Source organism: Bradyrhizobium sacchari (assembly GCF_002068095.1).
In the GTDB taxonomy this organism is placed as follows: Bacteria; Pseudomonadota; Alphaproteobacteria; order Rhizobiales; family Xanthobacteraceae; genus Bradyrhizobium; species Bradyrhizobium sacchari.
Map to the genome: position 1 here is coordinate 148,688 of NZ_LWIG01000057.1, position 13,661 is coordinate 162,348.

Consider the following 13,661-nt stretch of genomic DNA (forward strand, 5'->3'; position numbering starts at 1 on the left):
CCGGCCGGGACCGCCTGCGTAGCACGCCTGCGGACAGAAGGCGCGCAGCCACATATAGTCCCCGGCCTCGACCTCCACCCAATCCCGATTGAGACGGTAAACGGCCTTGCCCTCGAGGACGTACAATCCGTGCTCCATGACATGCGTTTCTTCAAAGGGGATCGTCCCACCCGGTTCGAACGTGACGACGTTGATATGCATGTCGTGCCGCATGTCGGCGGGGTCGATGAAGCGCGTGGTTGCCCATCTCCCCTCCGTGCCCGGCATCGCCACGGGTTCGATCGAGTCCTCGTTGGTCAGGATCGCCTCGGGCGCGCTCAGCCCCGGAACCCGCTGGTACAGCTTGCGAATCCAGTGAAGCTGCGCAGGTCCCGGGCCGCGGTTGCGAATGCGCCAGACACAGCCGGGCGGCACATAGGCGAAGCCGCCGGGCCTCAGCTCACGCTCCCTGCCCGCCACCTCGAGAACCAGCTTGCCTCCCGCGACGAACAGCGCCCCCTCGGCATCATCGTCGGGCTCGGGCATGTCACTTCCCCCACCCGGCGCAATGTCCATGAGATAATGGGAGAACGTCTCGGCGAAACCGGAGAGCGGTCGCGCCAGGACCCAGACGCGCGTGTCGTCCCAGTGCGGCAGGTGGCTGACGACGATGTCGCGCTGCACGCCGCTGGGGATGACAGCATACGCGTTGGTAAAGACCGCCCGACCGCCCAGAAGATCGGTCTGCGGCGGAAGACCGCCCTGCGGTACGTGATAGACACGTGATGACATCATCAAGCCTCGCGAAAGTTGCCGGTGCGACGGGTCAGCCTGCGGCTGCCCCGAAATCGAGCTGCATCGTCTCGTCCAGCCAATATTCCTCGAGATTGTCGCCGGCACCCTTGCGATCGACGACGAGGAACGAGCTGCTCTGCTCGAGAACCAGGAGCGGATGATGCCAGCAGTTTCGGGCATAGTTCACGCCCTGGTGCCCTTTTGCAGCGAACGCCCGATAGGTCGAGGAGATGAGCGGGTCCGAGCAAACCACGACCAGCCAGTCCGCTCCGTTGAGGGGCACGAACATCTGGCTGCCGAGCGGGTGACGCTCCATCAGGCGGATAGCGATCGGGGATGGCCGCACCGAGGCGACGAACCAGCTGATGTTGACCTGTCCGCCTTCTGCGGCGACGTCGATACTGGCAAGCCCGTTGTAGCGTTCGGCATAGCCCTGGTTGATCGACAGGGGCGTCATCCCCGCGGTTTCGACGACGTCTCCGAACGGAGCGAACGCATCTCTTGTCAGAGGCTCGATCGCGAGTGTCACCATTGCCGAACTCCAGGCGCATCCGCGCTCACGACGTCTGCAGACCCGCGACCGGAGCTTCCGCGCCGACCGGATCGCGCCGCAGACTCTCGCTCATGGGATCGATCTCGCCGTTCAGGATAGCATGCGCCTTGGCGTGATCGAGATCTCCCTCCCAGGAGGCGACGACGACCGCCGCAACGCAGTTTCCAACGTAATTGCCGAGCGCGCGGGCAATGCCGATGAACCAGTCCACCGACAGAATGAGCACCAGCCCGATCGCCGGGATGGTCGGAATGGCCGCGAGCGTCGCGGCGAGGACGACAATGGCCGAGCCCGGCACGCCATGAGCGCCCTTGGAGGTGAGCAACGCGATGCCGAGGATAGCCAGGAGATCACCGAGGGCGAGCGGCGTGTTCGTCGCCTGGGCAATGAAGACCGCGGCCAGGGTCAGATAGATGGAGAAGGCATCCAGGTTGAACGAGTAGCCGGTCGGGATCACCAGGCCGACCGTTGACCGTTTGATCCCGAGCAGTTCGAGCTTTCGCATGGTCTGCGGAAGCACGCTGTCGCCTGCGGCGGTCCCCAGGACGATCAGCAGCTCTTCGCGCAGATAGGCGAGCAGCTTGAAGAGGCTGAAGCCGGAAAGCCGCATGATGGCTCCGAGAACGACGACCACAAAGAGGACGACCGCCAGATAGAACAGGGCAACGAGGCCCCCGAGCTGCTTGAGCGAACCGATGCCGTACTTGCCGACGGTGAAGGCGATCGCGCCGAAGACCCCGATCGGCGCGAGCCGGACGACGAAGTTCATCATCTTGAAGATGATCTCGTTCACGCGCTCTACGAATTCGACGACCGGCCTGGCACGCTCGCCGCACAACGACACGGCACAGCCGAACATGATCGAGACGATCAGGACCTGCAGGACATCGCCGGAGCTGAACGCCCCGACGAGCGTCGACGGGATGAGCTTCATCAAGAACTCGGAAACGCCTCCGCCGGCAACCTGGGCCGCGGTCTGGCTGAAGCCGCCGAGCGCCTTGGCGTCCAGCGTTCTCGGGTCGATGTTCATTCCGGCGCCCGGCTGGAAATAATAGGCAAGCGCGATGCCGAACACCAAGGCGACGGTGGTGACGATCTCGAAATAGAGAAGCGAACGGATGCCCACCCTTCCAACCTTCGAAAGATTCCCCGCCGCCGAAATCCCCTGGACCACCACGCAGAACACGATGACCGGCACCAGCATCTTGATGAGCTTGATGAAGCCGTCGCCCAGGGGCTTCATCTGCAATGCGCTGTCCGGATAGGCGACGCCGAGAGCGATGCCGGCCGCGAGGGCAACGACGACCTGGAAGAAGAGTGACTTGAAGATCCTGGGCATGGCGTTCCTCGCGCTGGGATTCCGTTCGTGGCTTGGTTGGCCTTGGCCTTCGCCATTCTTGTCGTTGGCGGCGAAGTGAGCCCGCCGCATCGAGGTCCCTCGTCGCGACGGACGCGAGTCGGCTCTCTCTCAAGGTCATTCGTTGACCATGCGCGACATCATGTCCAATATATAGAACGACACGATTGATAGGTTTTCGCTATGGATTTCCGCCAGCTCCGCTATTTCATCGCGGTTGCCGAAGAGCGCAGCTTCACCCTCGCCGCCAGGCGGCTGAACCTCTCGCAGCCGCCGCTCAGCCAGCATGTCCAGGCCCTCGAGGCAGAACTCGGGACCCAGCTGCTGTACAGGACCAGCCGCAGGGTCGAGTTGACGCAAGCCGGCGAAGCCATGCTCGCGCGCGGCCGCGCGATCCTGCAGCAGGTTAAGGTCACGGAGGACGAGGTGCGGTCGATTGGCGCCGGCCTGATCGGAACGCTGGATGTTGGAGCGACCGGCTCGATCCTGCGCGGGCGCCTCGCCGAGCTGCTCGCGGCCTACCGGAAGGTCGCGCCGCAGGTGAAGATGACGGTGCATGAGCAGGCACCGGCGCTGCAGATCGCCGCGCTCCTCGGCCGCACCACCAACATCTGTCTCATTCGCGGCATTCCCGTCGAGCGCGACCTGACCAGCAAGCTCGCCTGGCGGGAAGAGGTCATGCTCGCGGTGCCCCGCAGCCATCGGCTGGCGCACCGCAAGCGCATCGCCCTCGGTGACCTCGCATCCGAGGATCACGTCATCCTGGATCCCAACAGTTCCGATTTCGCACGATACGTGCAGAAGTGCTGTGTCGATGCCGGCTTCCTGCCGAAGGTCTCCCAGCAGGTCGTCGATGCCCAGTCGATCCCAAGCTTGATTGCCGCGGGTTTCGGCGTCGCCCTGGTGCCGCAGTCGATCGCGCGCTTCACGACGCCCGACATCGTATTCCGTCCGATCAGGCCCTCACCGCCCACAGCCGACGTGTTCCTGGTGACCAGGGAGGACGAGACGTCGATGGTGGTGCACAATTTCATCAGGCTGGCGCTGCGATATCTCGGTCACCGAAAGACACCCGGCTAGTTCCGCGCCGTCGCGGCCGGAACCGGCATCCGGAAGGTGCGGACTGATTCTCCGATCGACCTCCCGCTGCACAGCCGTGCACGGCCCATTCCGAACGGCTGCAGCGCCGACCTGTTGCGGATCCGCCGTCGCGCGACGGAGAATCTAGACGGCAGAGCAATGACTTAGGAAAAGGAACGCGCGGCTTGGGGATCGACCAGGTCACCGGGCAAAGCTCGCCAAAGGCGCAATGCACAAATATGCGCCCCACCAGGCCAGCGTCGGGGTGCTGCAGTATTTAGACACCTTTAGGGTGCTCCAGCGTGGCAAAAAGGCGACAGAGCTGCGTGTGCTTTGCTCAACTTTCTAGTTTTTCCTAGCTTGTGGCTCCAGTCCTTGCCAAGGTTTAGCCAATTTTCCAGGGGGCCCCGCGACCGAATTGCTCGGACAGGGGGAGGATCAATTGCTGAGGCGCATTCTCTTCTCAAGTGCATTGTTATTCGCTCCATGCTGCGGTGCGGTGGCGGAGCCGTTTTCGATCAATGATGCATTGAAACAAGCCGTTCACACCAATCCGGGGGTCGGCGAGGCGTCTGCGAACCGTCGCGCCACCGAAAGCGAACTTCGACAGACCCAGAGCACGCTGCTGCCGCAGGTGCGCATGGAAGCACGGTGGGGACCGGAGAAATTCGACCAGAGCGCTGCCGTGGCCAGCGGTACCGCGCTCCCCATCCCGGTGGCGGGGAATGGCTCGTGGAGAAACGGGTCGCAGGAATCCCTCGTCGTCCGGCAAATCCTGTTCGACGGCTTTGCATCGATTCACGACATCTGGCGACAGACGGCCCGTGTGAACGCGGCCGCATTCCGCGTTCGTGAGCGCACCGAGCTGATCGCGCTGGATGCCGCGGAAGCCTATGTCGACGTCGTGCGCTATCTGCGACTGGTCACCCTCGGCGAGCAGAACGTCGCCACCCACGAGAAGATCTTCGCCAACGTCAACACGCGCTTTTCCGGCGGACGGGCCGGCGAAGGCGATCTCGAACAGGCGCGTGAACGCGTTGAAAACGCGCGCGCGGCGCTGGCGGAATTCCGCCGGAGCCTGGAGGAGTCACGCGCCAGGTACCGCAAGGTCGTGGGCCTCGAGCCCATCAACCTTCGTTTCCCGGGACCGCTTGGCGGCTTGCCGACGACCCGCGACGAGGCGCTCGCGACCACGGTGCGGTTCAATCCTACCATTCAGGCCGCGCAGGCCGATGCCGACGCGGCCAAGCACGCCTACCGCGTGACCGATGGCGCTTTCGTTCCGACCTTCTCGCTCGAGGGTCGCGCCACGCATAACGACAATACCTATCCCTATCTTGGCGTCACGCACGACGACTACAGCGGCAAGGTCGTCATGTCCTGGGATGTGTTCCGGGGCGGTCAGGACGTCTGGCGGCGGTCCGAGATGGCCGAGCGCTATGTCGAGAGCACGGCGCGGCATGCCCGTCTGCAGCGCGACGCGATCGAATCCATCGACAAGGCCTGGGCGGCCCGCACCGTCACCGTGACACGGATCGCAGCCCTGGTGAGGCAGCTCGATGCCGACCGGAAAACCATCGCGGCGTTCCAGAAGGAATACGAGCTCGGCCAGCGCTCGCTCATCGATCTGCTGAACGCCCAGAACCAGTATTTCAACGCGCTGGTGTCGCTGACTTCGGCGCGCGGCGTCGTGGTGTTCGCCGATTATCAGCTGCTGGCGGCGATGGGCACGCTGCTTCAATATCTGAAGGCTCCCCCGCCCGTCGACGCAGCGCCGGTGGATCTCGGTATTTTCGGAACGCCCGACTACAAGGCCCCCACGCTGCGCGTGAAGCTGCCGCAGACCGGTTCCGAGCCGCTCAACGTGCCGGTGCCGCCGCCCGAGCCGGTGCCGCAGCGCCTCGGCTACGCCAGCGAACCGCCCCTGCCCGAGGCCTTCAAGGACCGATGGCCGCGATGGTCCTTCATGCCAAGCATGATCGGTGCCTCGGAATGGTTCACGCAGCAGCGTAGCCCGGGCGATCCTGTCGCGTTGCACACCTCTCCCGTGACCGGATATGCAGCGGACAAGAAACCGCATTGGCTCGCGACCGCGTTCGAGCCGGTGGTGAGATAGACCCGGTTCCGCCAGCGGAACCGGGTGCGACCGCGTCCGGCAGCGTTGCCGAACGGCAAAGCGCGATTTGAAGGTTAACCTTTAGTTGCACTTTCGCCGATTTAACCAAATGATTCCGATGCGTTTCCGCTATCCTGGAATGACGTTTCGCGTCCCGCTTCGTGCAATTTCATTTTGGGCATTGGCACTTGTTGTTTCGATCATCCGAATCGAGCCGCGTGAATGGCGGCCACGTTGCGCACACGACAGATGCGCCTGAGCCGAGGCAAGCGACCGGTCGCGTCGACGACCCGCTTGCCGCATCGCTGGTGTACCTCGCCTCGTATCACGGCCGCGCCGTCAGCCGCGAGGCGTTGCTAGGCGGCCTGCCGATCCTCGACGGTCGCTTGTCGGTCCCGCTCTACGATCGCGCGGCCCGGCGCGCGGGACTGGAGACCGAAGCCGTCAAGCGCGACATTGCCGACATTCCGGCGCTGGTGCTGCCGGCTGTCCTGATCATGAAGAACGGGACGACGCTGATCCTCCTGGAGCTCGATCAGGCCCGGGGCAACGTCAAGGTGCTCAATCCGTCCCTGTCGGATTATCTGCCCGAGCTCCGCACCATCCAGTCCATCTCCTCCAACTACACCGGATACGCGTTCTTCGTCAGGGCCGCGGTCGAGAGCAATGCGCGTGCCGTCGCCGCGGGCGACCTGCCGCGAAGCCACTGGTTCTGGTCGGTCGTCAAGCTGCATTGGCGCAGCTACGGCCACATCGCGCTCGGCGCCTTTCTGATCAACATGCTCGCGCTGGCGACGCCGCTCTTCACCATGAGCGTCTACGACCGCGTCGTTCCCAACGGCGCAATTCCCTCGCTGGTCGCGCTTTCGATCGGAATGGGGCTGGCGATCGCGTTCGACTTCATCTTCCGAACCGTTCGCAGCCGCATGATCGACGTCACCGGCAAGACGATCGACGTCGTCCTCGCCGCCAACATCTTCGAGCACCTCATGGGCGTGAAGATGGCGCAGCGCCCCTCCTCGGTCGGCATCGTCGCCAACCAGTTGCGCGATTTCGATTCCGTGCGCGAGTTCTTCACCTCCGGAAGCGTCGTATCGGCGACGGACTTGCTCTTTGCGATGCTCTTCGTCGGCATCCTCTTCGTCATCGCCGGACCGCTGGCCTGGATCCCGCTGGTGATGCTGCCGGTGATGCTCCTGATCGGCATCGCGCTGCAACGGCCGCTCGACCGGGCCATGAAGCGTCAACAGGCTGAAGCCGCCGCCCGCCACGGCGTGCTGGTCGAGTCGCTGTCCGGCATCGAGACGATCCGCGCGACCGGCGCCGAAGCCCGCATGCAGACGGCCTGGGAGCGATCTGTCGCGGCAACGGCCCGCTCGGGCGAGGACGTCCATTTCTGGGCCTCGCTCGCGCTCACAAGCGCCAACACGGCGCAGCAGATCACAAGTCTCTGCCTGATCATCGTCGGCGTGTTCCTGATCCTCGACGGCAAGCTCACGGTCGGCGCGCTGGTGGCGGCGAACATGCTGGCCGGACGCGTTCTCGGGCCGATCGCGGGGATCGCCTCGGTGATCACGCGCGGAACGCAGACGCTGAGCTCCCTCAAGGCCATCGATCGCATCATGTCGCTGGAGCGCGAGCGATCTCCCACCCGCGCCTACGTCTCCCGGCAGATCCGCGATGGCGCGATCACCTTCGACGGCGTCAGCTTCACCTATCCCAACGCGCCCGGAAAGGCGCTCGACAAGGTCAGTTTCAAGATCGAGGGCGGCGAGAAGGTCGGCATCATCGGGCGCGTCGGATCCGGCAAGACGACCGTGGGCCGGCTGCTGCTCGGCTTCTATGACGCGCAAGAGGGCCGGATCCTCGTCGATGGCGTCGATTCACGGCAATACGATCCGTCCGACCTGCGCTCCGGCGTCGGCTTCGCGATGCAGGACACCGAGCTGTTCTTCGGCAAGCTGCGCGACAATATCGCGCTGGGCAAGCCCGAGGCGAGCGACGAGGAGGTCCTGGCGGCGGCGCGCCTCTCCGGGGTCGAGGCATTCATCGCCGGCCATCCCCTGGGCTACGACATGCCGATCTCCGAAGGCGGCCGCAGCCTCTCGGGAGGGCAGAAGCAGGCCATCGGCCTTGCGCGCGTACTGATCAAGAAGCCCAGGATATTGTTCCTGGACGAGCCAACCGCGCATTTCGACGTTCGCAGCGAAGCGGAGTTTCTCGAACGCCTGAAGGCCTTGCGCGACGAGAAGATGACGATCCTGATTTCGACGCATCGGCTTTCGCTGCTCAACATGGTCGATCGCCTGCTGCTGTTCGACAACGGGCGGCTGGTCGCCGACGGGCCGCGCGACAAGGTTCTCGCACTTCTGCAGGGTAAGCCTGCAGCGTCGACCACAAGCCACGAACCGACACCGCCGGCTGCCGCGCAGCCGGCCTCTCCGATGGCCAGATCCAATGTCGTCTGATTTCGCATTCGCCAACGACGTTCGCGCCGCCGCCGCGCTTCGCGCGCCGCGAACCTCTCGCATGCTGCTCGTGACCTCCCTCGCCCTGCTCGTCACGTTCCTGACCTGGGCGCATTTTGCCGTGCTCGACGAGGTCAAGCGAGGCAACGGCCGCGTGGTGCCCTCGCGCCAGATGCAGGTGGTGCAGTCGCTCGAAGGCGGCATCGTCGGGGAAATTCTCGTGCAGGAGGGGGCGATCGTCCAGCAGGGACAATCCCTGATGCGGATCGACGACACCAAGTTCGCCTCCGAGTTCGGCGAGATCCGGGAGCGGCGTGCGGCGATGGCCGCGCGGGTCGCAAGGCTCGAGGCCGAAGCCAGGGGCAGGAGCGAGGTGAGCTTCCCCGATCAGCTCGACCAGGTGGTGCCGTCGGCCGTGGCCACCGAAACCAGCGTGTTCAGGATGCGCGCACAAAAGCTGGCGCAGGATGTCGACGTCCTGAACCAGCAGGTCACCCGCCTGACCGGCACGCTCAAGCTGCTGGACCGGGAGCTGTCGCTGACGCGCAAGCTGTACGAGCAGAAGGTGGTGCCGGAGATCGAGATGCTGCGCCTCGACCGTCAGGCGACCGAGATGAGAGGCCAACTCGCGGAAGCCCAATCCAAGATCGCGAGCACGGTCTCCTCGTTCCGCTCGCAAGCCGACGAGGATCTTGCCAAGTCCAAGGGCGATCTGGCCGTGCTCGACGAAAACATCAAGTCGGCGCAGGACCGGGTTCGACGAACCGACCTGAAAGCGCCGGTGCATGGCATCATCAACAAGATGAACGTGACCACCGTGGGGGCGGTGGTGCAGCCCGGCGCCAACGTGATGGACATTGTTCCGCTCGACGACACGCTGCTGGTCGAGGGCCGCATCAAGCCCCAGGACATCGCCTTCATCCGGCCCGGTCAGGACGCCGTGGTGAAGATCTCGGCTTATGATTCCTCGGTCTACGGCTCTCTGAAAGGCAAGGTCGAGCGGATCAGCGCCGACACCATCATCGACGACAAGGCCGAAAAGACGCCGGAACGCCAGGAAAGCTTCTACCGCGTCATGGTGCGGACGGAGAAGAACCATCTGGGCACCGAGCAGAAGCCGCTCCCGATCATCCCCGGCATGGTCACGACGGTGGAGGTGCTGACCGGCGAGAAATCCGTTCTCGATTATCTGGTGAGGCCGGCCCGCACCCTGCGCGACGAAGCCCTGCGCGAGCGTTGAGGCCTCGGCAAGGTTAACGGAGCACAAAAGTCGCGGCGATAATTTGCCGGTCCGGAGAAGCGCGGAATTGACCGCCTTCGCGACAAGTCCCCGGCCCTGCCCCCGCTTTAACCTCACCTAAGCGTCGCAGACCTCAGTCTCGATCCGACAACAGGATCGGGGCGTGGATCGACGCGATAGACGTTGACGACGCTCCCGGCGCAGGGGACGTCGTCTATGACACTGCATTGGGAATTGCAGCGGAAAAGCCTGTGCGCGCTTGGCGCAGCGCTGGCTGCGTTGATCGTTGCCGGCGTGACATCGCCCGCCCGGGCTGATAACGGCTCGGCCCTGACCACCACCTCACAGGACGCCCAGGACACGCTCGCGCCCGCCATGGACGTCGCGGCGCGCGCTCCGGCGACGTTCTTCCGCATCAACGACGTGCTGGCCAGGCTCGATGCGATGCGCGGACGCGGACCGAACGCCGTCCGTCTCGCGGCGCTCACGCCGTCCAACATCGCAACCGACGCAAGCCCGGAACCCAGGCCCGCGCCGGCAAAAGGTGACGAGCCGTTCGGTCTCTTCACCTTCCGCGCGCCCGAGGGCCTGTTGTGGCAGAAATGGCGGGGCCTCGAGGTCCGGCTGACCCGGGACGCAGAGACGCTGAGGCGGTGCGAGGCCGATGCCGGCAACTGCCCGTCAAACGCCGCGCAGTTCCTGCGCCTGATCGGCGCCGTCAAGGCGAAATCGGGACGCGCAAGGCTCGATGAGGCCAATCGCGCGGTCAACATGGTGGTCCGCTACGTCAGCGACTATGCGCAGCACGGCGAGGCCGATCGCTGGAGCTCACCGCTGGAGACCTTCGCCACGGCCAAGGGCGACTGCGAGGATTACGCGATCGCGAAATATGTCGCGCTCCAGGAGGCCGGATTTCCGCGCGACGATCTGCGGCTCGTGCTGGTCCGCGACCGCGCCGTGCGGCAGGACCACGCCGTGCTCGCCGCGCGTCTCGATGGACAATGGCTCGTCCTGGACAACCGGCGCGCCGAGTTGATCGAGGATACCGGAGCGACGCACCTGGCGCCGCTCTTCGCGATCGACCAGGCCGGCGTCCATCTGTTCGCCAGACCCTATGCCCAGCGCCAGCTGTCCGACCCCGCGGAAGCGGCGCCCGCAGCCAGCGACGAAGGCTCCGAATGGCGCAATGCGGACATTGCTGACGGCGGTGCCTGGCCCGGCGCCCTTCCGCTGCTGATGTGAGACAAAAGAAAGCGGCCCTCAATCGGGCCGCTTTCCATATTCTCGGCGCCAACCTGCTGACTAGGCCTGCGCGGCGTGATTCACCTGCAGATCGTTGTCGATGAACAGGCTTGCCGCCGCCGTTGCCACGGTCGAGCCAGTCGGAATCCACTGATGGAAGACCTGCCCGCCAGTGGAGGTGAAGGTGGTGGTTGACTCGGTCCACCCACCGGCTCCTGTCGCAAGCTGCACATCGTCGCCGGCAGAACCGACAATGAAAAGCGAATGCGCCGTCGTCGAAGTGCTGTTGGTCGCCTCGGTGATGGCGGTGACCTTGGCGATCGTTAGCCCGTTGAGCTCGGTTCCATAGAGCGAACTTGCGAGCGGATCGTCGGTGATCAGGATCGACTCCAGATTGGTCAGATTCGCACCCGACAGATCGACTCCATAGAGATTGACGCCTCCCACCGTATGCGCATTGCCAGATGACAGGCCGTTGGCCGACGCACCGCTGATCTCCAGCGACGAGTTATAGATCGCTCCGTCATCGATGCGCAGGATGTCGAAGCCGCTGCCGCCATTGATCGTGGTCGACGGGTGGTACACCAGAATGTCGTTGCCAGCTCCGCCGCTCTCCGTGTTGCCCGGAGAACCCGCCGCATTCAGAAGGTCGGCATCATTGCTGCCTGACGCGGTCGCGTTCTTACCATCCACATACGTCATGTTGTAGGTGTTGGTATTGGCTGACGGATCCGAGATGCTGTCGCCGTTGGTGTGAGAGTCGTGCGAATCCGTGCCGATCACGCCAGCGGCATTATTCGTCGTCATGATCGCAGTGAACCCGGCACTGACGCTTCCGCCGCTGATTCCGATCTGAGGGTGCCCAGTCGCCTCGTCGATATGCGTGCCGTTGAGTGTGAAGTTGGTCACACCGATCTTTGAAGTGTCGAACGGGGCATCGAGCGAGACCAGGAAATGGTCAGATCCCGAGATATTGAATCCGGCGTCCGAGGCGACGTTGCCCTGCTGGCCCTGCGCGTTGGTGATCACCAATTGTGAGTAAGCGTCGAGCGGGTGCTCCTGGTCGACGAACGTCAGGATCATGTCCTGGGCGCTCTGGTTCGAGTTGGTGACGATAGTTCCAGAGAGCAGCCGCGCAGCGGGGATTCCGGTCGTATCGATGAAGGTCGCCACGTTGTCCGTGACGAGATCGGCATTGCTCGCGCCGACACCACCGCCATGCAACGTGGTCTCGGTGGCAGTTGCCGTGGCCGTGAAGTTCAGCGTGCTTGGCAGCGTGCCCGTCGCCGGCGCGGTCACCGCAAAGCTCAGATCGATCGTGGCGGTCTGGCTGGCGTTCTGATTGAGAGCTGTATCCTGGGGGACGATGATGTGGATGTCGCCTGTCGCCGAAGTGTAGGTGTAGCTGAACGTCGTGGCGCCACCGTTGTAGGTCCCCGCGATCGTACCGCTTGCGGCCAGGCCCGCCGTGAAGCCGCTCTGGAGATGGATATCCAGCGTGTGGGTCTCCGACCCATCGTGAACGTCGCCGAACGTCGCCTTGACTTGCAGCGTTCCAGTCTCGCCATTGCTGAAGGCGGTGTTGGAGTCGCTGGGCGAGTCGGTCACGAAGATCATATGGGTCTGGCCGGTCACCACGGTCGGCATGTCCGCGACGGCATCGACGTAGATCGTTCCGGTCGTGCCAGCGCTCGTGGCGCTGATCGCGCCCTGCACTGCCGTTGCCGTCATCGTGATGCTTGCGTCCACGTCGCTATTCAGCGGCGGCTTCATCGCCACCGAGACCGTTTCAGCAGTTCCGTTCGAAGCGCCGCTGATCGTGAAGGTCAGCACGCCTGCAACGAAGCTGGCAGCGACGGTGGCACCGGCGTCGTTGACCGCTGCGCTTGACGTATCGACGGTCCAGCCCGTGAGGCCCGAAACCACGATCTGCGTGACGTGCGACCCCGCACTCGTCGGCGTTGCCGTGAACTGGAACACCTCCTGGGTATCTTCCGGCAGACCGACATTGCTGCCGATGGCAACCGTCGGCGCATACGTGACCGGAACGGACGTCGTTCCCGCGGTCAGCAGTTGCTCGTACTCGCTGCCGCCACTGAAGATTCCGGCGATCGAATCGACGATCGACGCCTGATTTGTAATCTGCGCGTCGGAGTAGCTGGTTGTCGTCGAGCCGCTGGACATCCCGGCCAGGATCGTGACGTGTTCGCCGTTGGCCAGGGTCAACACCAGATCAGTCTTCGGAGTGAATGGCGTCAGTCCGCTGGTCAGCGCGACCGTGTAAGTGATCGAACCGCCGGACTCCGAAATCGTGGTGGTGGAGGTCGACAGCGTGGCGGTGACCGGGTTGATGGTATCGGTGATCTGCGTCACCGCAGGCGTGCTGTTCACGACCAAGTGCTCGAAATTGCCGCCGGTCGCCGTGCTGATCGTCGCGCTGACCGAAGTCGGGTCGAGATAGACGTCCTCGTTCGGCGCGACCGTGTGCACCACCGAGCCGCTGCTGGCGCCGCCCGCAATGGTGATGACGTCGCCGTTCGACAGCGTCACCGTCACCGGCTGGCCGGCCTGCGCCGGATGCGTCAGCGTCGCCGTGTAGGTGATGCTGCTGTCCGCCTCCGTGATGCTCGGCGTCGCCGTCAGGCTCACCGTGGTGTCGTCGATCGTGTCGGTGATCTGCGTCACCGCAGGCGTGCTGTCCACGACCAGGTGCTCGAAATTGCCGCCGGTCGCCGTGCTGATCGTCGCGCTGACCGAGGTCGGGTCGAGATAGACGTCCTCGTTCGGCGCGACCGTGTGCACCACCGAGCCGCTGCTGGCGCCGCCCGCAA

The 13,661-nt window shown here is 64.3% G+C and carries 9 protein-coding genes; 5 read left to right on the forward strand and 4 right to left on the reverse strand.

The window, feature by feature from the left end:
• The 3 genes from A5906_RS35810 to dctA all read right to left on the reverse strand — a co-directional run.
• Positions 1-771, reverse strand: a 771-nt coding sequence (locus A5906_RS35810) for a bifunctional allantoicase/(S)-ureidoglycine aminohydrolase (RefSeq protein WP_080139825.1), incomplete at its 3' end; no start/stop codon positions are given.
• A 34-nt stretch (positions 772-805) separates the two neighbouring features.
• Positions 806-1,306, reverse strand: a complete 501-nt coding sequence (locus A5906_RS35815; RefSeq protein WP_080139800.1) for an ureidoglycolate lyase — start codon at positions 1,304-1,306, stop codon at positions 806-808.
• Positions 1,307-1,331: 25 nt separating this feature from the next.
• Positions 1,332-2,666, reverse strand: coding sequence for a C4-dicarboxylate transporter DctA (gene dctA, locus A5906_RS35820; protein ID WP_080139801.1), 1,335 nt, complete (start codon positions 2,664-2,666; stop codon positions 1,332-1,334).
• 201 nt (positions 2,667-2,867) lie between these two features.
• Between dctA and A5906_RS35825 the strand changes: the two genes are divergently transcribed.
• From A5906_RS35825 to A5906_RS35845, 5 genes are all read left to right on the forward strand, one after another.
• Positions 2,868-3,764: a LysR substrate-binding domain-containing protein gene (locus tag A5906_RS35825; protein WP_080139802.1), complete on the forward strand. Its 897-nt coding sequence runs from the start codon at positions 2,868-2,870 to the stop codon at positions 3,762-3,764.
• Positions 3,765-4,263: 499 nt separating this feature from the next.
• A complete protein-coding gene (locus A5906_RS35830) occupies positions 4,264-5,880 on the forward strand; it encodes a TolC family outer membrane protein (RefSeq protein WP_283807749.1) in 1,617 nt (538 codons plus the stop codon).
• Between the two features lie 218 nt (positions 5,881-6,098).
• The gene (locus A5906_RS35835) at positions 6,099-8,348 is read left to right on the forward strand and encodes a type I secretion system permease/ATPase (RefSeq protein WP_080139803.1); all 2,250 of its coding nucleotides are present in this window, start codon (positions 6,099-6,101) and stop codon (positions 8,346-8,348) included.
• Complete coding sequence (locus tag A5906_RS35840; protein WP_080139804.1) at positions 8,338-9,588, forward strand: HlyD family type I secretion periplasmic adaptor subunit; 1,251 nt, start codon at positions 8,338-8,340, stop codon at positions 9,586-9,588. Before A5906_RS35835 ends, A5906_RS35840 begins: the two co-directional genes overlap by 11 nt.
• A 216-nt stretch (positions 9,589-9,804) precedes the next feature.
• Positions 9,805-10,830 (forward strand): transglutaminase-like cysteine peptidase, encoded by a 1,026-nt coding sequence (locus tag A5906_RS35845; RefSeq protein ID WP_080139805.1) that lies wholly within the window; start codon positions 9,805-9,807, stop codon positions 10,828-10,830.
• Positions 10,831-10,890: 60 nt separating this feature from the next.
• Here A5906_RS35845 and A5906_RS35850 read toward each other — a convergent pair.
• A partial coding sequence (locus A5906_RS35850; RefSeq protein WP_347337634.1) for an immunoglobulin-like domain-containing protein occupies positions 10,891-13,661 on the reverse strand: 2,771 nt, incomplete at its 5' end.